19 protein-coding genes are annotated in these 18,439 nt (G+C 40.7%); 12 read left to right on the top strand and 7 right to left on the bottom strand.

Features of this window, described 5'->3' with window-relative positions; genetic code table 11:
* The first annotated feature begins 47 nt into the window (after positions 1-47).
* The 6 genes from SJ2017_RS21010 (at position 48) to SJ2017_RS20985 (ending at position 6,243) form a co-directional block, all read left to right on the top strand.
* Entirely contained in the window at positions 48-518 is a 471-nt protein-coding gene (locus SJ2017_RS21010; RefSeq protein WP_055024108.1) for a CYTH domain-containing protein, read from the top strand.
* Positions 519-528: 10 nt separating this feature from the next.
* Positions 529-1,896 carry a hypothetical protein gene (locus SJ2017_RS21005; RefSeq protein WP_055024109.1) on the top strand — a complete coding sequence of 456 codons (1,368 nt, stop codon included), beginning with the start codon at positions 529-531 and terminating at the stop codon, positions 1,894-1,896.
* 329 nt (positions 1,897-2,225) lie between these two features.
* On the top strand, positions 2,226-3,572 hold the full coding sequence (locus SJ2017_RS21000) for an OprO/OprP family phosphate-selective porin (protein WP_080917263.1): 1,347 nt from the start codon (positions 2,226-2,228) through the stop codon (positions 3,570-3,572).
* 17 nt (positions 3,573-3,589) lie between these two features.
* Positions 3,590-4,414 (top strand): hypothetical protein, encoded by an 825-nt coding sequence (locus SJ2017_RS20995; RefSeq protein ID WP_080917261.1) that lies wholly within the window; start codon positions 3,590-3,592, stop codon positions 4,412-4,414.
* 107 nt (positions 4,415-4,521) lie between these two features.
* Positions 4,522-5,190: a DUF47 domain-containing protein gene (locus SJ2017_RS20990; RefSeq protein ID WP_055024112.1), complete on the top strand. Its 669-nt coding sequence runs from the start codon at positions 4,522-4,524 to the stop codon at positions 5,188-5,190.
* A gap of 9 nt (positions 5,191-5,199) precedes the next feature.
* Complete coding sequence (locus tag SJ2017_RS20985; RefSeq protein WP_080917260.1) at positions 5,200-6,243, top strand: inorganic phosphate transporter; 1,044 nt, start codon at positions 5,200-5,202, stop codon at positions 6,241-6,243.
* A 6-nt stretch (positions 6,244-6,249) separates the two neighbouring features.
* Here the strand turns inward: SJ2017_RS20985 and SJ2017_RS20980 are convergent, their stop codons facing one another.
* Positions 6,250-7,245 carry a helix-turn-helix domain-containing protein gene (locus tag SJ2017_RS20980; RefSeq protein ID WP_080917258.1) on the bottom strand — a complete coding sequence of 332 codons (996 nt, stop codon included), beginning with the start codon at positions 7,243-7,245 and terminating at the stop codon, positions 6,250-6,252.
* Positions 7,246-7,403: 158 nt separating this feature from the next.
* Between SJ2017_RS20980 and SJ2017_RS20975 the strand changes: the two genes are divergently transcribed.
* Genes SJ2017_RS20975 through SJ2017_RS20960 form a run of 4 tightly spaced genes read left to right on the top strand, consistent with a single transcriptional unit; the run spans position 7,404 to position 11,551 of the window.
* On the top strand, positions 7,404-9,515 hold the full coding sequence (locus SJ2017_RS20975; protein ID WP_080917257.1) for a TonB-dependent receptor domain-containing protein: 2,112 nt from the start codon (positions 7,404-7,406) through the stop codon (positions 9,513-9,515).
* Positions 9,515-10,126: a PepSY-associated TM helix domain-containing protein gene (locus SJ2017_RS20970; protein ID WP_080917255.1), complete on the top strand. Its 612-nt coding sequence runs from the start codon at positions 9,515-9,517 to the stop codon at positions 10,124-10,126. Before SJ2017_RS20975 ends, SJ2017_RS20970 begins: the two co-directional genes overlap by 1 nt.
* Before the next feature lie 20 nt (positions 10,127-10,146).
* Positions 10,147-10,671, top strand: a complete 525-nt coding sequence (locus SJ2017_RS20965) for a DUF2271 domain-containing protein (RefSeq protein WP_080917254.1) — start codon at positions 10,147-10,149, stop codon at positions 10,669-10,671.
* Between the two features lie 10 nt (positions 10,672-10,681).
* Complete coding sequence (locus SJ2017_RS20960; RefSeq protein ID WP_055024118.1) at positions 10,682-11,551, top strand: DUF4198 domain-containing protein; 870 nt, start codon at positions 10,682-10,684, stop codon at positions 11,549-11,551.
* 366 nt (positions 11,552-11,917) lie between these two features.
* On the opposite strand, the gene SJ2017_RS20955 is transcribed toward SJ2017_RS20960, so the two are convergent.
* The 5 genes from SJ2017_RS20955 to SJ2017_RS20935 all read right to left on the bottom strand — a co-directional run bounded on the left by SJ2017_RS20955 (position 11,918) and on the right by SJ2017_RS20935 (position 14,927).
* A complete protein-coding gene (locus SJ2017_RS20955) occupies positions 11,918-12,208 on the bottom strand; it encodes a cytochrome c3 family protein (RefSeq protein WP_055024119.1) in 291 nt (96 codons plus the stop codon).
* Between the two features lie 20 nt (positions 12,209-12,228).
* Complete coding sequence (gene nrfD, locus SJ2017_RS20950) at positions 12,229-13,170, bottom strand: cytochrome c nitrite reductase subunit NrfD (RefSeq protein WP_080917252.1); 942 nt, start codon at positions 13,168-13,170, stop codon at positions 12,229-12,231.
* Positions 13,167-13,856 (bottom strand): 4Fe-4S dicluster domain-containing protein, encoded by a 690-nt coding sequence (locus SJ2017_RS20945; RefSeq protein ID WP_080917251.1) that lies wholly within the window; start codon positions 13,854-13,856, stop codon positions 13,167-13,169. The genes nrfD and SJ2017_RS20945 overlap by 4 nt, the downstream gene beginning before the upstream one ends.
* A 16-nt stretch (positions 13,857-13,872) precedes the next feature.
* Positions 13,873-14,346, bottom strand: a complete 474-nt coding sequence (locus SJ2017_RS20940) for a nitrite reductase (RefSeq protein WP_055024122.1) — start codon at positions 14,344-14,346, stop codon at positions 13,873-13,875.
* 83 nt (positions 14,347-14,429) lie between these two features.
* Complete coding sequence (locus tag SJ2017_RS20935; protein WP_080917249.1) at positions 14,430-14,927, bottom strand: DUF2726 domain-containing protein; 498 nt, start codon at positions 14,925-14,927, stop codon at positions 14,430-14,432.
* A gap of 521 nt (positions 14,928-15,448) precedes the next feature.
* On the opposite strand from SJ2017_RS20935, the gene SJ2017_RS20930 reads away from it, so the two are divergent.
* Positions 15,449-16,414 carry a LysR family transcriptional regulator gene (locus SJ2017_RS20930; protein ID WP_055024124.1) on the top strand — a complete coding sequence of 322 codons (966 nt, stop codon included), beginning with the start codon at positions 15,449-15,451 and terminating at the stop codon, positions 16,412-16,414.
* Positions 16,415-16,525: 111 nt separating this feature from the next.
* On the opposite strand, the gene SJ2017_RS20925 is transcribed toward SJ2017_RS20930, so the two are convergent.
* Entirely contained in the window at positions 16,526-17,545 is a 1,020-nt protein-coding gene (locus SJ2017_RS20925) for a LysR family transcriptional regulator (RefSeq protein WP_080917248.1), read from the bottom strand.
* A gap of 368 nt (positions 17,546-17,913) precedes the next feature.
* Between SJ2017_RS20925 and SJ2017_RS20920 the strand changes: the two genes are divergently transcribed.
* A complete protein-coding gene (locus SJ2017_RS20920; protein WP_080917246.1) occupies positions 17,914-18,402 on the top strand; it encodes a C40 family peptidase in 489 nt (162 codons plus the stop codon).
* The last annotated feature ends 37 nt before the right edge of the window (positions 18,403-18,439 follow it).

Here is an 18,439-nt window from a genome sequence, read left to right as displayed (position 1 = left end):
GGCAAAAGTGGTAACAGCGACAAATTCATTTTTAGGGAATAGCTATCATGGCACAAGAAATTGAACGTAAATATTTAGTCTCAAGTGACGAATTTAAAGCTCAAGCAGCTAAGTCTGTGCGCATTATTCAAGGTTATTTAAGTAGTGTGCCGCAACGTACTGTGCGAGTTCGGGTAAAAGGCGATAAAGGGTTTTTAACCATTAAGGGAATAGGTAATGAGTCAGGTGCGTCGCGTTATGAATGGGAAAAAGAAATCACTGTTGAAGAGGCGCAAGAACTACTGAAAATCTGTGAACCAGGCGTCATCGACAAAACTCGTTATCTTGTCGATTTCGAAGGACACATCTTCGAGGTTGATGAGTTCTACGGCAGCAACCAAGGGCTGACTGTCGCAGAGGTTGAATTGACAGATGAAGCGCAAACCGTTCATAAACCAAGTTGGTTAGCAGAAGAAGTCACTGGTGATGCGCGTTACTATAACTCAATGCTAATGAAGCAACCTTTCACTCAATGGTAGGGTGAATGTCATGTTGTCGCTATCGATAGCCGATGAGTACCACTTAACGATTCAGCTGGAAATTCCACCTGAGTTAAGTCGAGTGCAATTGCAGGTGTACTTCTTCTATCCTGCTAAATTGGCTGACAATAGCGACGTCATGAATAAAAGTAGTTTTTATCATAATCTCCTACAGCAACAGCAGCTTATTAAAGTTGACCCCATCAGCTGTAATACTATTGATCGTGATTTATTGATCATTAAGCAAACTGCTTATGCTACAGCTAAGGCCAACCAACGTCGTTATGTGTTGGCCTTATCTGAATTTGTTTGCGGGTTACTCGACTTACAACCTGAAGACTTTTTACCTTCCCATCAAATGACAGAACAAGATCTTACCATTGGCAGTGCTCGGCGATTACGGTTTATGGGGGACAGAATAGAGCAGTTCTCACAGGTTCATGACAATGAAGCGGGTGTTACCCAAAGTAAATTATTTAAATTGGCATTGCATGTTATTAGCTACCACTATCACCAGTGTTTACTAGAAGCGAAACATAAAGCATCTAAAGAAGAAAAAGCTTGGCTTAATACTCACATTCATCGGTTAACCGAAGAGGCTGAACTGCGTAATCTGACGTTAATGCCTAAATCAGAAGCTGGCAGAGAAAAGTTACTTAACCGCTTACATATTGCAAAACGAGTCATTCATAGACCTTATCAATTATCTCGTAAGCGACTTAAAAACGGCGAAGTGGCAGAGCAACTTATTTTTGGTTTTGCTGCAGCATTAGCAATGGCGTTTGCCACGGGAGTGGCTTTTGCAACCCAAAGGGCTTTTGGCAATTTCTCGACTCCTTTTTTCTTTTCATTGGTGTTGTCATATATTTTTAAAGACCGCATCAAGGAATTGGGGCGTAACTATTTTATGGAGAAGTATTTTTCTAAATACTCTCAGCATCATTATCGTTTTCATCAAGCCGACTCTGGTCAACTTGTTTTTGATGCCAAAGAAACCTTGTATCGACAAAAGGCTGAGGCCTTACCTGCCAAAATTAATCAGCTTCGTAAACGTTTCTACCGTGCAGATAGCCATAGCTCCCAAGAAGCGTTGGTATATAAACGCTTATATCAATCACATTTAAAAAACGGTGAAGAACCTTTATTTAAGTTTAGAGACAAACTGACACTTAATTTAAGTAAGCGTTTACGTTTTTTACCAAGAACCATTCGTTGTCACTGGCAAGAAACAGATAACAACATAAAACAATACAATGTGCACAGTGTGTATCCCATAAACGTTATTGTAGAAATTAAAACCGATGCTGATAGCGTTTATCAACGCTATAAACTCACGACCAGCCGTAAAGGGATCCATAGATTAGAACAGGTTAAATAATTACTTTCTGATTTTATCGGCTGGTACGGCGCTCAAATCGCTTCTCATATAAAGCCTAAAACCATACAGGTAATTTAACCTAAAAGACCGGGAATCGTTGCGTTTGAATTGAGACAATTCTAATGCGGGATTCGGCTGCCTAATATAAAAAAACACCCGACAATGAACAAGTTGCACCCAGATCTCATTAGTTAATAATTGTCAGATTAAGTTGTAATTAGTTGATGTTGATCATGTTTTTTCTTCTACTGTAGATCTACTCTATGCCTAACAGGATAGAAACATTTTTGTTCCACATTAGTCTTAAAATAAATCTAAGGAAGAGAAAGATGAGCAAAGAAAATGTGTTTTCAGTTTCGGGCGTAGCTAAGGCTGTCGCGATATCGTTATTTTGTTTTTCAGGTGCTGCAATGGCAGCTGATAGCGACCGTGTGACAGAACTAGAAGAACGCTTAGATGCACTAGAAATGGAATTAATTGAAGCAAAAGATGCCGCTAATCAAACTGACCGATTAACGTTCTCAAGCAGCAGCCCGTCACCAGAGTTTATATCGAAAGACGGCAAGTCGACCATGGAGTTTTCTGGTCGTATTCAATTGGACTATGTGAACTCTGATGATTTCTACACTGGCAGTAAACGTGAATTTGAAGGCGGAGCAAACACGGTCGACTTCCGACGAGTCCGCTTTGGCGTAGAAGGCTACTTTTCAAATGTTTGGAAGTACTCGTTAGAATTTGATTTTGATGGGGAATCAGAAGTAGAAGTCAAAGATGCCAACGTGAGTTACCGTGGCTGGGAGAACCAAGAGCTTGAAATTGGTTTTCAAAAATTTGGCTTCGGCTTAGAGGCGACAGGCAGTTCTGCTCACCTTGCTTTTTTAGAGCGTGCGAGCACGGATACCTTCTCACCAGATCGTAATGTGGGTGTGCAATGGTTGTATAAAGGTAATGATTACAACTTGATGCTGGGCTTAGGTACAACCGCTAACATCAATGATGATGATTTAAACTTCAAACAAGATGTCTACAACGGTCGCTTTACTATGGCGCCGATTAATACCAGTGATCATTTATTGCATATTGGTGTGAGTGGTATGTACACCAACAATAATAGTGAAGCTGAAGAAATGCGTTACCGTGCAAGACCTAGCAGCAAACCGGTTAGCCGCACTATTGATACTGGTAAGTTTGATGCTGAATCAGTGCAAAGTTATGGCTTAGAGCTGGCTTATCAGCACCGTAATTTACTGATCCAAGGTGAATATGTAACGTCAAAAGCGGATCAAGTTGACGATGAGTCGGTAAGCGTTGATGCCTATTACTTACAAGCCGTGTATACCTTAACGGGCGAGCAATGGAACTATGGTAGTAAGAAAGGCACCTTTAAATCAGTAAAACCTGAAAATGCGATTTCTGCTGGTGGTTATGGTGCTTGGGAAATCGCCGCACGTGTGGATATTGCTAACTTCGATGATACGGATGCCGATATCTATGGCGGAGAAAAAACCGATTACATCGTGGGGGTAAACTGGTACTTAGAAAATAACCTAAAAGCGCAGTTTAACTATGTTCGCAGTCAGTCGGATTATAAGCAGCCATATACCGACATTAACGGTGTCGAAATGTATGATCAAGATGGCAATATTTTCCAAGCCAGATTGCAATTTGCATTTTAATTTAAGGGGATATGTTGATGCGAAATAATCTATTTTTAATTGGCTTGGTGAATGTGTGTTTAAGCTCTAGTGCCTATGCATTATCGCCAGATGCGTTTACTTCACTTGAGTATCACGTGAATACGGGTACAGCGAAAACGATGCCTTATGCAGCGACTAAGCAAACCGATGAATTTAAAGAAGCATTTAATTTTATCGATTTAGAAGAGCGCCTTAAAGTCAAATTGGTGACTTACTTAGATACGCCAAATCGCGCTTTCAAAGCCAAGGATATTAATATCCGTGTGCGTGAAGATGTGAGTAAGCCTCGCAAGAGTAAAATTACCGTAAAACTACGTGCAGCCGACCCAGAAAGTTTTGGTGAACTGTCTAATTACCGTAAAGCGGAAATTGACTATACCGATGGTAAAGCGGCATACAGTGTGAGTTATGACGTGCCATATTCTCCAGCAGATATTGATGTCAGAAACGTGGATATCGACTCGGTATTTAAGGTGTTAAAGCGCCATTCTGTTTTGTGGGACATCGTTGGCGACATCTATGAAGCTCATCAAGATGAGGTTATTCAAACAATGGTCATGCGCACCCATGGCTGGGAAGGGGCGGTAAAAGATAAGCGATTTGATAATGTAGAAGTGGACTTTCAAGTATGGACTCCTTACTACCGTAAGCCACGTATCAGCTTTAATGAGTTCTCGTTTAAAGGGCATGTTAAAGACAAAGAGCAATTAGAAAAAATGTACCAATACTTATACCAACAAGTTGAATCTGTCGGTTATGAGCATGGTCATAGTGGTTCGAAAACAAGTTCCACTTTTAAAATGAGTAAAGGATTCAACTAGTTTCCCGCACTCACCCATGACTGGGTATTATCACCCTCACTCCCATTGGTAGTGCCCGGTCATGTTTTCGCTTTACCTTCCATTATCAATACTACAAGGAGATGCCAATGTTTGGCTTTTCTCGGATTTCTACGCTTCTTTCTCAGAGTCAGTCTACCGAAACCAATGTTTTTTTATTTCTAGATCAAGTGACCTTAGCGCAGCATAAGTTTGTTTATATGTGGCAAATGTATCTCACCCATGGCGCTAATAGTGATGAGTTTTCCAATGCGTTAGCTGAATTACAAGCTATTGAACATGAAGCCGATGTGCTCAAACGAGAAATTGAACAAACCTTATATCGAAAGACGCTTATTCCTGATTTACGGGGTGATGTAGCGTCACTTATCGATTTAACTGACCGCCTAATCAATCGCCAAGAGACTATAGGTTTGCACCTGCAAATTGAAAAGCCATTAATCCCTCAGGCGGTTGAGGCTGATTTGATGGTGTTACTTAAGGCTGTAGGCAATACCATTGACCACACTTTATTGTGCGCCAAAAGCTTTTTTACCGATTTACAGCGGGTGCAGGAATATCATCAAAAAGTGATCATGTTTGAGTCTGATGCAGATAAAGCTTGTACTCGAGCTAAAACGATTTTATTTGATACAGACTTGCCACTTATTAACAAAGTGCAGCTGCGTTATTTCTTTGACCGAATTGATCAAGTGGCTAATTTAGCCGAAGACATCAGTGACAGGGTAGCCATTTTCACGTTAAAACGCGTTCAGTAAGGAGTGCAAATGGATATTGCGATTTGGGTGTTTCTATCAAGTGGCTTGTTTTTAGGTTGGTCACTGGGTGCAAATGATGCTGCGAATGTCTTTGGTACCGCAGTTGGCTCAAGGATGGTGAAGTTCTCTACTGCCGCGATGATTTGTTCGGTGATGGTCATTTTAGGCGCTGTGATAAGTGGTGCTGGTGCGTCACATACGTTAGGCGCGTTGGGTAAAGTGTCAGCTATTGGTGGTGCTTTTACTGTGGCATTATCTGCAGCGACAACCGTGTACTTAATGACAAAATCAGGTTTACCGGTATCCACAGGGCAAGCCATTGTGGGGGCGATTATTGGCTGGAACCTATTCAGTGGCATGGCAACTGATCCCGAAGTGCTCACTAAAATTTTAAGCACATGGGTGATGTGTCCAATCTTAGCGGCAATTACAGCAGTTTTGTTGTATAAGGCGGTGACCAAGGCAATTAACTGGTGGCGTCCTGGGTTATTCCAGCTTGACCAATGGACTCGAGTCGGTTTGATTTTAGCTGGCGCTTTTGGTGCCTACAGTTTAGGAGCGAATAACATTGCCAATGTGATGGGGGTGTTTGTATTAAGCGCGCCTATCGATACCATCGAGCTGGCTGGAATAGAGTTTACCGGGGCGATGCAGTTGTTTTTCTTAGGGGCTGTTGCTATCAGTATTGGGGTATTTACTTACTCTAAAAAAGTGATGATGACTGTGGGTGGTAACTTGATTTCAATGACACCTGTAACCGCATGGGTCGTAGTAATGGCGCATTCCATCGTGCTATTTATTTTCTCGTCGCAGTCATTGTCAAATGGCTTTGTAAATATGGGCTTACCAGCGATTCCATTGGTGCCGGTATCGAGCTCGCAAGCCGTGATTGGTGCCGTGATAGGCATTGCTTTTTTAAAGCGGTTGCCAATTCAATGGCCTGTATTAGGTAAGATATTAGTGGGCTGGGTTATCACACCAATATTATCGGCCGTAGCGTGCTTTATTGGTTTGTTTATCGTGCAAAACTTGTTTAAGCAAGTGGTGGTTTAAGCCTAGTTACTCAAGGTTTCTGTATTGGTTTTGCATTTCAATTGGCGTCATCGAAAAGTACTTTTTGAATGCCGAAGAAAAGTTAGAAACATGGTTGTATCCTGAGTGATATGCCACTTCCCCCACTGATTGATTGTCAAAAATAAGGCGTCTTCTGGCATGCTCAAGGATCTGATTGCGGATGTACTCTTTGAGTGTCAGTTGATGATGTGACTTAAAATAACGTTGTAAGGTACTAACACTCGCGCCAAGTTTGTCAGCGATTTGTTTGAGAGATAATGATTCAAATAGTAAGGATTCAATTTTTGCCTCAAAATCAAACTGACTTACTGGTAAAGGGGAGTTGTTAATGTCAGGCTCTTTTGGGGGAGTCGCATCTCGATCGAGGTTGTCACTCAGTAGCGTAAAACTGTCACAAAAAAATTGTAATGCCAGTTGCTCTAATTCCCATTGAAAGTTAAGCGTTTCATCGAGGCTTTTTTGATACAGCTCAGCGGCTAATGTTAGTTGTTTTTCAGTGCATGGCCACTGAAAAACAGACTGAGCCGAGGCAAATATTTTCTCAATATGCAGCCTGTCAGCCATACTGCCACAGCGGGTTAATAACCATTGCTTGGTAATGGTTAAATTGACTTTTTTGACCTGCTGTTGCTGAGTAAAAAACCGAGTAAATATCTGCTGTGAATTGATAATGTTGATGAATAACACAGGCGAACTTTGCGCTTGAATATCATAGCGCTGATGTTCTAGTGCAAAGCTAACCTTACCGGCGAGTAATACATTAATGCTAATGCAGGTATCAATCTGCGAGTTGCTATACCCCTCAGTATGTTCTGTCATATTAACGCAGTGAACATCAATACCACTGGGCAGTTTTTTAAAATACACCTTACCGGTAATCAGCTCCTTTGAAGCAATATCTTTTGCTTCAATAAAAGCATCTTCATAGCCTGCATCTTTGATTTTTCTTGATAACTCAACCTTTGATAAGCGTGTATTCATACCTAAGTTGCCTTTTCATAGTAAATGGCGATTACGCATAACAGCTTGGCGATTTCGCATAACAATGAGTGAAACAAACACCATAACACAGTGGTAACATAATGATAATAATTCTCATTACAGTTGTTCGGAATAATTTTCATCCACAAGGAATCGTTATGTTACCCAAGCGCTTTAAAATAAGTTCGACAAGCTTAGCTGTTGTTACAGTGCTTACTTCTTCAGCGGTATTTTCGGCTGAGTCTGAAGACACTGAAATAGAACGTGTGACAGTATGGAGTACCACTGTAAATGCCTCTTCTATGTATTTAAAAGAAGAAGCCATTGCCAGTAAACAGGCTGATCATATCAGTGACTTATTACGCAGCATTCCTGGTGTGGATGTTGGCGGAGCACATTCATTAAATCAGCGTATTACGATTCGTAGCATGGATGATAAAGACTTAGACATATCGATTGATGGTGCTAAGCAAAATAACTACATGTATCACCACATGGGTAACCTGCAAATTCATGCTGATATTTTGAAGTCAGTTGATATTGATGTGGGTAACAACTCAGTCATTAACGGTGGCTTAGGTGGCTCGGTAAGATTTGAAACCAAACAAGCACGTGACTTATTGCAATCGGGTGAACGATTTGGTGGACGCGTGCAAGTGGGGGCTGGCGATAACTCTGGACAAACATACTCAGCCACAGCTTATGGTTTGATGACTGACAGTGTTGATTTTCTTGGCTATTACAATTTGGTCAATCGTGAAAATTACGAAGTGGGTGGCGGAGAAATTACCGATTCAAATGGCGATGTCATTGAAGGTACCGACGGCACGGTAAGAGGGCTTGAGGGCGAACTTGATGATGCACTAATTAAGTTCGGCTGGGAGCCGAGCGATAATCAGCGTATTCAACTTAGTTATGAAAAGTACACCGACGAAGGTGACTACAGTTACCGCCCTGATATGGGGCTTGCAACTGATATCGCTATTACCGAGTCATTAAATGTGCCACTGCTTTGGCCGACGAAATTTACGCGTGACACCTTGGCGCTTAATTACGAGCTAAGTTTGGCGTCAAGCTTGATAAAAGCGGCAGCATACTCCAATACCAGCGAGCTGTGGCGTGATGAAACGGGCTATGCAGATAATCCTGATTACGCAGGGTGGGCAGCGATTGTCACCGGAGAGGCAAAGAATCAAGGCATAAACTTATTAGGTGAAACCACGCTGACAGCTCTGTGGGAGCATGACTTTACCTATGGTTTTGATTATGTGAAACATGATACAGATTACTCTGCTCGATACACTGCTAGCACGGATGAGTCTGCTGAAGAATCGTCAAACATTGCTATTTTTGTTCAAGATCGAATTGCCTTTAACGATTACATCAGTTTGATCCCAGGTTTACGTTATGACCAATATTCAGTGGATTCTAAGGTCGTTGATAACGACTTTGATAATACTGCATGGGCGTTAGCGTTAGCCATTCAGCCTACTGATGATTTAGTGTTTAATGTCAGTGCTACAGAGTTATTTAAGGGGCCTGAAATTGGTGAAGTGTTTGTCGGCGCAGGTTTATATGACACCACCAATCAAGAAATTGAAGCCGAAACTGGGGTTAACTATGAGCTAGCTTTTGCATATCAATTTGAAGCATTTGGTGATGATAATATTTCCCTAGGGGCGACCGTATTTAAAACCGAAATTAATGACTACATCTACGATTATGCTACAGCACCTGCGACTTCTGGAGGTCGTTATTGGAAAGACAATATCGGCGATATGGATATTGAAGGTTATGAGGCCTACATTAATTATCTCAATGGCGGTTTTTCAGGCTCAGTAACCTACTCAAGTGCTGAAAGTGAATTACAGGCGTTTGAACAATATAGTGAATTAGACGGTGCACGATTAGATAGACAACAAGGTGATACAGTCAGTGCAACCTTAGGTTATGCATTGGATGACATGGGGTTGTCGTTTAATTGGGAACTGCTTTATGCCGATGACGTGCCTGCTGGACTTGATTTAGACGGTGCAAGCCTTGATAACAGTAAGCAAGGTTATACCGTGCATAACATCAATGCTAGATGGGATATTACAGCGGTTGAAGGGTTAACTATTATTGCAGGTGTCGATAACTTATTTGATGAGTATTATGCTTCGCAATCTTCTCGTACTGGTGTGTCTTTCCATCCTCGATTTGGCGAGTTGTATCTGCAAGATTTTGAACCTGGCCGTAATATTAAGGCCACGGTGTCATATCAATTCTAATGGCAACTTCATGGCAACGCACGGCAAAAGCAAAACGCTTTTTTAGCTTTTGCCGTTGGTTACACATTTATGTGTCATGCACTTTATTTTCCCTGTTAGTCTTTTTTAGCCTTACGGGGATTACCCTTAATCACCCCTCTTGGACTGCTCAAGCCACAAGCGAAATCCAAAGCTTACCTTTACCTGTGCAATTTGCTCAGTTTGAAGGAGAGTATCCGCTTAACGCGCTGCAAGCCTATATCGAACAAAAAACAGCACTGGCTTCTCCACGCAGTATTGATGTGCTGGTGGACATGGGCGAAATCACCTTTGACTACCCTTTGCCTGCAGGTTATGCCTTTGTCACCGTGTTACTTGAAGACCAACTCATTGAAATTGAACGCAGTAGCCAAGGCTTACTGGGGTTAGTGAATGACCTGCATAAAGGCAGGCATAGCGGCAATGTGTGGTCTGTGGTGATTGATGTGTCCGCAGGGCTGATTTTACTGTTTTCGATTACAGGGTTGATTATTTTGCTTCAAAACGCCAAACACCGCCGCATGGGATTAATGGTGGTGGCATTGGGCAGCATTACACCTTTAGTGGTGTATTTGATGGCGGTGCCAAGGTAATCGCAACAAGGAGAAATTCAATGAAAAATAATGCAACAAAACTCATGGTGCGGCTACAGATCGCGTTGTTGTTACTTATCGGCTTATTAATGACACCCACTTGGCTGCAAGCTCAGGAGTTTACGGTGTCGGTTGAGATTCCAGATATAAAAGCTGCGCCATACCATAAACCGTATGTGGCGATCTGGATTGAAACTCCGCAGCGTCAGGGAGTGCATACATTGGCTTTTTGGCGACAACAAGCTGACTGGTTTAAAGACTTACGCCAGTGGTGGCGAAAAATAGGTCGTAGTGGTTCGCCTGATTATCAAGCCGTGAGTGGCGCTACGCGTAAGCCGGGAGTGTATAGCATTCATTGGGATGGTCGATTGGGAACAGGATCAATGCTGCCAGCAGGCGATTATGTGTTACACGTTGAGTCAGTAAGAGAGCAAGGGAGTCGCGAATATTTACGCCAAACGTTTTCATACCCCAGTAACAAACAAGAGCAGTTGGTTCTTGAAGGAAAACAAGAGCTAGGCACAGTTACATTACTTATCAAATAGGAAGATCAATATGTCAGTTAACGTTAAGCTTATTTCACGTGCAGTCGTGGTGATAGCAAGTGTATTTGCCGTATTTACTAGCACGGCACACGAACGGTTTATTCTGCCGTCTCATACCTTGTTATCAGGTGAAGCACCTCAATCAATTACCGTATTGGCGAGTATTTCTAATGATATTTTTCACCCTGATAGACCATTGGGCGACAGTGGTTCAGGACGAGATGTCGGTGAGCTAAAAGAATATTTTGCGAACCTTGAATACACGGTGATCGCGCCAGATGGCAAGGTGTCATTAGACACACAATGGGCGGCGTATTCACGTATGTCTGTTGCTGATGTGACCTTAGCTCACGAGGGAACGTATCGTGTCGGCTTGGTACAACCGGATGTGTTTATGACTACCTTTGTTAACGCTGAAGGTCAGCCTGCTCGTTTATGGGGGCCGTCACCTGAAATTCCTGCCGGAGCAACAAAGGTGGTTCGTCGAACAACAGCATCAAGGGTAGAAACGTTTGTGACGTTAAACAGTGCGACTCATCAGGCGATTGCCCCTACTGGGACTGGCGTTGAAATCGTGAGTAAAACTACCCACCCGAATGATTTATTTGCTAATGAAACTGCACAGTTTCAATTGCTTTTTAATGGAAAACCTTTAACGACAAACACTAAAGTGAAATTGATTAAAGCCGGAACACGTCACCGTAATGACCGAGATGAGCAAATTTTGGATGTGACCAAAAATGGTGATATTAGTTTTACCCCAAGCCAAGCAGGTTTTTACTTGTTGATTGCAGAAACCCATGTTGATGCTCCAGATGCAGCAGATATAGATGTGAAGCACTTTAGCCTTTATTTGACCTTAGAAGTGTTTCCAGAATAATAGGGAAATATAGGCCAATCGCTAAAAAAGCCACCCTTTAAAGGGTGGCGAACCCATTTGGAGGTTGGGTGCACTCACTTTGCATAAGGGGCAATACCTTTTGGCAAAGTACTTAGTTAACGTGCAATAGATACAAGTAAAATGGCATCCTGCCCAATGACTTCCTTGTTAATACGACGAAATGGCTAAAGTCATTTCTTCGATGGATTAGCCAATTACATGGCTATTAATCACTTTCAGTGCTTTGGGTAAGACTGAACAGTCACTTTTAAAAAAGCTTAATGATACGATTTCTTAACAGTGACATTGTTTGCTGGTGGTTTAATTAACGCGCTTCGTGAATGGTTCGACGAAGCGCTTTATATGCTAATGACAGTCAGCACAAGTATCGTTTGGATCTTGAACTTCATGCACGATATGACAGGTTCCACAATCTAAAACGCCATCATGTTGTTGATGAATTTCACCATCAATACTATCTAATCCACCGTGACAATCGATACAGGTTTGGTTTTCATACGCCATATCTGCTGATGGTTCACCATCCATGTGGCAAGCTTCACATCCAGCCATGTCCGTATGAGTGTCTGCAATTGATTCAGCAAATGCAGCACCAGAGAAGCTCAGTAAAATCGATAGTCCTAAAACTTTAAGCATGGTTAACTCCTAAATAATGATTAAGCTACGGTCATTTGACCGGTATAAAGAATGAAATTACGAAGCAAGAGGACACCGAATAGGCTACAACTTGCTGTGATGGCGACATAAGAGAATTTGCGTTTTGCTGATGCTGTCATAAATAGGTTAAATGCAAGCGGCATAGCTAGACCGACAACGACAATCCCTGCCCAGAACACCCAGCCCCAGAAACCTTCACCAATGGCATTGAGTGCGGCAACCTGACTTTGACCACCGGTTAAAATTAACCCTACGAAGAAGGTAAATAATAAAGCGAGTTCAAGCAGGATAAGTGGGATCTCAATGTTATGGATAAAGTGCACTTCTTTACCGTCAGGGTTGCCTTTCATTAATACGCCACCTAGCAATGTGCCTGCCGCGCCAGAAGAGATACCCGAGATTAAGAACAGCATTGGTAGTACAGGGTTATTCAGCATTGGGAATGTGGTTAATGCTGACAGTAAGAAGCCTGTGTAGGCGCCTAATGATAGTGCCAAGATGACAAGTAACCCTGTAATCGTTGCTTCCATCTTTAACAAAATATCCAGCGCTTTATCGACGATAGGCCAACGGTCATTACACCAATGACGGATAGGCTCTTGGAATAAACAAGCCAACCACGAGAATAAAGCCACTTGATAAACCATCAGTACAGCAACGCCCACTGACATCACTGAAGTTGGGTTGTAGAAAACCAAAATTTTCCAGAAATCAAACGGCTTGGTTAAGTCAACGACCAGGATCCCAAGGCCAGCAAATACTGCAAGAGGAGCAATAAGACATGCTGCTCTTACAAAGCTAGACTTATAGGCGTTTTTACCCAACTTGAAGTGCTTTAGTAATACTGCAAAACAAATTGCCCCAGCAGAGATCCCTGCTAAAAATAAGTAAATGGCGATTGGCCAGTGCCAAATGAGGCTGTCAAAATGGAATGGGCTCATAACTTGATTTCTCCCTCTTGGGAAGCAATACGGAACACTTTAGGGCGTGTGCCCAGTTCGGTTTTACTTCGGTAGTTAGGCGTCGTTTTAAGGACTTCAACCACTTGTGAATGTGGATCTTTAAGGTCACCAAAGGTGAGCGCTTTTGTTGGACAAGCTTCAACACATGCTGGTAGGCGACCTTCTTTTAAGCGGGTCTCCTTACAGAAGTCACATTTATCAGCGGCTTTAGTGACAGGGTTAATAAAGCGAATTTGATATGGACAAGCAGCGATGCAATACAAGCAACCAACACATTTCCATTCATCAACGCTGACAATGCCAGTTTTAGGATTATGGTAGGCAGCGCCCGTTGGGCAAACGTTAACGCATGGTTTGCCTTCACATTGCTGACAGGACTTACGGGTGAAACGATAAAATTGATTGGGATATTCACCAAAAGGCCCTTCGCGCTCAATATCTAAACGGCTAACTCCTTCTGGTACATTGTTGGTTTCACGACAAGCGACGGAACAAGCGTCACAACCAATACATTTGTTTTCATCATGAATAAGGGCATATTTGCAATTTGTGCTGTTATCTTCTTTTTGACCGCCAGAGTTGGCGATACTTAGGCCAGATGCGCCTGCAGCGCCAACGGCTGCAACACATGCTCCTTTTAAAAATAGTCTTCTTTCTTTTTTCATCGTTTTATCCTCCTAATTATTTGCTTTCATGACAGCTAACACATGATGCGATGCGCTTGCTTTCAGTTATGCCAATAATTGGATCAACTTCTGGATGCAGTTGGTGACAGTCGGCGCAGTTAACCTTGTTAGAATGGACATTGTGGGTCCAATCTGCAGCGGCTAATTCTTCTTGACCGTGACAAGCCATACAGGCAGCTGTTTGTTGTGCTGCTGTAGCGGGGGAGTTTTCACCAAAACCAATGAGTTCTGATTCGCCTCGTGGATGCTTACCTTTCTCGCCATGACAGTCCTGGCAGGTTTGACCTAATGCGTCATTAGCATGCATGCCATACATGTTGCCGTTTTTCTTATGGCACATGATGCATTGGCGATTTTGATTCATTTTAAATTCAGGGGTGTCAGCCTTGGCGACAGGCGCGGTAAAACCGAGTACCACCATCAAAATAGAGGTCAACAAGGGAAGGGTGATTTTTGAAATTCTGGACATAATGAGCCCTCACATAATTCAGTGATACAGTAACGTCTAATAGGGATTTGAGTGCTGAAGCCTAGCTTCAGCACTCGATAGCACTAAGCTGCGAGAGAGTTGCGAATTAATGATTCATCACATTGTTGGTTTTTAGCTAAGTGAATCACTTTAATACCAACCTCTGCTAATGAATGGTCGATGAACTCATTATTTTCAGGTGTGTTGTGTTGAGGATCTGTAATCACCAGTTTGACTGCTGAGTTATCATCGACGACAACATAATCGAGGTGACAATGTTGTAGATGCTTGTGAGCATCTTCTGGCTTGTCTGTTTTATCAATATCTACAATATTATCCATCGTAGTACCGTATAAAATATTATATTTACCTTTAGCAATTGAATTGAGCTTATTGAAAAAACCAACGGGTTTATTCGCAATTTTTTCAGGATTCAATTTAATATTAACGCCCACACTCTCTACATTGCTGGTTTTGAAAAACTTTATACATGTCATTGTAAATGTTACTAGAACAAAAGGAACAACAAGGAATAATATAAAGTAGACAAAAGCATAGCTTAATATGACTGATGTGTTCATAAACGCCTCCAAACTTTCATTGATTATTAAATTTATTTTTAAAGCACATTCAGTATTTCCTTGTGAGGGTTTATAAACATTGATTTAAATCAATTAAATAATTGGATGGTTATTTTTATATTTAAATATCAAATTTGAGTTTGTTTATTGTTATTTAGATTTTACAAATTTTAAAAGATATATTTTGAATTGCGATTTTTGAATATTTAAATGTGATATTTTAATTTTCGAAATTAGCTTGTTTGTTATTCTGTTTGTTGAGATTTTACTTTGTTAAAAAGTAGCAGCCGCAAGGGATTGGTGGCTTTTGTGAAGTTTTTATTTCACTGTTTATAGGTTTTTATATATAAAAAGGCGTTATGTTTTTTAGTATTCCGATATTTAAATATTTATTATTCATTTTCTTTATAACCAAATAAGTGACATGGCAAACATTTTCATAAAACAATTAAAATAAAATAACAAAAATAAATTTAAATTGGGTATTATTAAAAATGAACTTATCATTGGGAGGTATTTAGATGAGAGATATTAGTTATAGTGACCTAGATTTATTGAGTATCAATATTCTAGTTAATCTGTATGAGAACAAGTCTGCGACATTTGTATCTAATAAATTGAATGTGCCAGCACCCAAGATAAGTCGTTGCCTTAAGCATGCACGAGAAATTTTTGGTAATGAGCTATTTATTCGCAAAAAATATGGCTTGGTGCCTAATGAGTTTGCAGGCAAAGTTTATCCGATTGCTAAGCAGATACTTGAATGTTCGAACAGCCTGCAGCAGCTGAATGGTGAAGCGATAGCTGATAATATTCATAACTTTGAGATTGTTGCGCCAGATCTTGTTTCTTTTCCTTTTCCTAAGATGTTGCTTACGTCCATTAGAGATGCAGGAAAAGATGTCAATTTTAATATCTCTGCATGGAATAAGTCTTCACTTGATCATATTGTCTCTGGGGATATTGATATTGGTATCTGTTGTAGCAAAGCAATAGATAATTTGGAAAGCATAGATGATAATTTAGCAGTATTACCTTTAAAGAAATTGAATAAGCTATTTTTAATTTGTGATGAGAAACACCCAATTCTAAAAGAAGAAATAACGTTAGAGTCAATTGCGAAATACCCTTACGTTAATAGTAATGTTGGTGATGCAGAACAGCGAATGAGTGCTTTTCAAGAGTATTGTTATCGTAGAAAAATACCGCTTAATACTGAAATGGATTTAAATGGTGTATCCAGTTTATTTGAGTATTTAAGACAAACTAATGCGGTTGCTTTACTACCATATAGCTCGATATATAACATGATCAATACAACGCCAGGTTTACACGCATGTCGTTTAGCTGAAGTTGAATCTGATAGATTATATATGGAAGTAAAAGTACCGACGCTATATATGATTTATAATAAAAATAATCATGAAGCTAACTTGCAATGGTTAACTGAAAAAATTCAAGGTTTGGTACATTCAGCGCTTCACTAATTGCTCATATAAAACTGAATAAAAAAGCCACTTAATTAATGTTGAGTGGCTTTATTATTTTTAACTTTTTAAAATTAATAGAATCTAATTGTTATTGATTCTTATTTGTATTTATTCCGCAGCAACTATTTCATTACTTGTCACTTCATCATTGTGAATATTACTGATATTCATATTTCGATATGTTTGTTGATATTTTTTCAAATTATCGGTCATGTTTTCTATTAATAACGCAGTGAACTCTGATGTTTTAGCTTCATGACATTGTAAGTAATGACAGGGGGCAACGATATTTGCGGGGGTTTGAAGGTGAGTATAGTAGAACTCGGTCATATCAATGAGCTCAATGTCATCTCTTTGTTTACTTAATTCAAATGGGAAGACCGAAGGAGCCCAGCAAATATCATCTGAGTTAACGACACGTTCAAATGCCATGACAAGGCTTGATGTGATCAAACTGATGTCTGCTTTCAAATGAGTGATTTCACTGCAACGACTCACGATTTCAGTAAGCGCTGATGTGGGGCCATTATGGATGAATACTAGGCGATTTTTAAGAATACTTTCAAGGGTTATTGGCTGCTGTAGGATTGGATGCCCTTTACGTACCGCTAAAAACCAGAACTCAATATCACCCAACTTATTATTGATTATATTGTCATGGCTAAAAGGAAAAGAAGAAATAGCATAGTCTATTTTTCCTTGTGCAATTTTTTGTTCAGCACTTTCTGTCCATGGGTGGATATCAACAATATGACTAACGCCTAACATCTCGCTGGTTTTATCAATCGATTCTAAAAGAAACATCGACATTTGCTCGGGAGCGCAGATATGGAGTACGAGATCATTTTCAGGCTGGGTCTTTGCGGCCGTAGCCATATCATCGTATGCACTGATGATATTTTTGGCTAAAGGGTATAAACGTTCAGCCATGGCGTTTGGTTGAAGACCGTATTGCTGGCGAATAAACAATTCATTATGAATAACTTCTCGCATTGTGCTGAGTGCACGGCTCACCTTTGGCTGGGTGCTGTTGAGTTTTTCAGCTACAACGCTACCATTTTTATATTCAAATAGGCCAATCAGAACTTTAAGCGTAAAGTAATCTAGCCTTGATAATTGTTTTTCCATGAGTTTTACCAAGCGTTTGAGTTATTCATCTTTTGCGAAGTTATCACATCACTATGGTGCTAAATCGAATGCAACTCACAGTTTACCTCTTTAGGGGTATTATTAGCTAAATATAATACTTAAATACTATATTATTCAGCAAGATAGGGAATACAATTGAGATTGTTGTATGTGTTGTTGTAACCATGTTGTTGACAGTTTGTATGTTAATTTTGCTGGTTTTTTGTTCGGCTGTAGTGTTTAGGTGCGAGATATTCGTAGCGAGTTTTATAAGATTTCATTTGAATCAATTATAATTAGACTAACCTAAATGGTTTGTACAAATAGTTATGCTGATATAAGGCGATAAACTAGATGGAAATGAATGTATGGTATTAAGAGCCGTTATCACATTTGTATGTTTTTTTCTGACCGCATGTGCTGCTCAAGTCGATTTGCCTTTGCCGACAGGCACTCAAGCATCAACTGACATTCCCAAAGCTGATGAACGCTTATGGAATGAAGCACGACTGCTGCAGTTTCATCAGCAATGGCAAGGGACACCTTATCGTTTAGGTGGGCTGACTAAAAAAGGGTTAGATTGTTCAGGGTTAGTGTATGTGGCTTATCAAGATCTCGTCGGCCCAAGTTTGCCACGCACAGTGCAAGGGCAAACTCACCTGGGTACACGCATTAATAAGCGTGATCTTCAAAGCGGTGACTTAGTCTTTTTCAAAACCACAGGACGTGGTCGTCATGTTGGGGTGTATTTATCTGGCCATCGTTTTTTGCATGTTTCGACTAAAAAAGGCGTGATGATTTCGAGTATGGATAATGTGTATTGGAAACCCAGATATTGGTTTGCCAGCCGTTTATAGCTTTCATCGCTGTAACTCTTGATCAATCTCTCCGCTT

Source organism: Shewanella japonica, assembly GCF_002075795.1.
Lineage (GTDB): Bacteria > Pseudomonadota > Gammaproteobacteria > Enterobacterales > Shewanellaceae > Shewanella > Shewanella japonica.
This window is presented reverse-complemented; position numbering and strand designations above follow the sequence as displayed.

Coding starts and splice junctions, on each gene's coding strand:
- SJ2017_RS21010 (WP_055024108.1), top strand. CDS start 48: ATGGCACAAGAAATTGAACGTAAATATTTAGTCTCAAGTGACGAATTT.
- SJ2017_RS20985 (WP_080917260.1), top strand. CDS start 5,200: ATGGATATTGCGATTTGGGTGTTTCTATCAAGTGGCTTGTTTTTAGGT.
- SJ2017_RS20925 (WP_080917248.1), bottom strand. CDS start 17,545: ATGGAAAAACAATTATCAAGGCTAGATTACTTTACGCTTAAAGTTCTG.
- SJ2017_RS20975 (WP_080917257.1), top strand. CDS start 7,404: ATGTTACCCAAGCGCTTTAAAATAAGTTCGACAAGCTTAGCTGTTGTT.
- nrfD (WP_080917252.1), bottom strand. CDS start 13,170: ATGAGCCCATTCCATTTTGACAGCCTCATTTGGCACTGGCCAATCGCC.
- SJ2017_RS20980 (WP_080917258.1), bottom strand. CDS start 7,245: ATGAATACACGCTTATCAAAGGTTGAGTTATCAAGAAAAATCAAAGAT.
- SJ2017_RS20995 (WP_080917261.1), top strand. CDS start 3,590: ATGCGAAATAATCTATTTTTAATTGGCTTGGTGAATGTGTGTTTAAGC.
- SJ2017_RS21000 (WP_080917263.1), top strand. CDS start 2,226: ATGAGCAAAGAAAATGTGTTTTCAGTTTCGGGCGTAGCTAAGGCTGTC.
- SJ2017_RS20955 (WP_055024119.1), bottom strand. CDS start 12,208: ATGCTTAAAGTTTTAGGACTATCGATTTTACTGAGCTTCTCTGGTGCT.
- SJ2017_RS20945 (WP_080917251.1), bottom strand. CDS start 13,856: ATGAAAAAAGAAAGAAGACTATTTTTAAAAGGAGCATGTGTTGCAGCC.
- SJ2017_RS20920 (WP_080917246.1), top strand. CDS start 17,914: ATGGTATTAAGAGCCGTTATCACATTTGTATGTTTTTTTCTGACCGCA.
- SJ2017_RS20960 (WP_055024118.1), top strand. CDS start 10,682: ATGTCAGTTAACGTTAAGCTTATTTCACGTGCAGTCGTGGTGATAGCA.
- SJ2017_RS20970 (WP_080917255.1), top strand. CDS start 9,515: ATGGCAACTTCATGGCAACGCACGGCAAAAGCAAAACGCTTTTTTAGC.
- SJ2017_RS20990 (WP_055024112.1), top strand. CDS start 4,522: ATGTTTGGCTTTTCTCGGATTTCTACGCTTCTTTCTCAGAGTCAGTCT.
- SJ2017_RS20940 (WP_055024122.1), bottom strand. CDS start 14,346: ATGTCCAGAATTTCAAAAATCACCCTTCCCTTGTTGACCTCTATTTTG.
- SJ2017_RS21005 (WP_055024109.1), top strand. CDS start 529: ATGTTGTCGCTATCGATAGCCGATGAGTACCACTTAACGATTCAGCTG.
- SJ2017_RS20935 (WP_080917249.1), bottom strand. CDS start 14,927: ATGAACACATCAGTCATATTAAGCTATGCTTTTGTCTACTTTATATTA.
- SJ2017_RS20965 (WP_080917254.1), top strand. CDS start 10,147: ATGAAAAATAATGCAACAAAACTCATGGTGCGGCTACAGATCGCGTTG.
- SJ2017_RS20930 (WP_055024124.1), top strand. CDS start 15,449: ATGAGAGATATTAGTTATAGTGACCTAGATTTATTGAGTATCAATATT.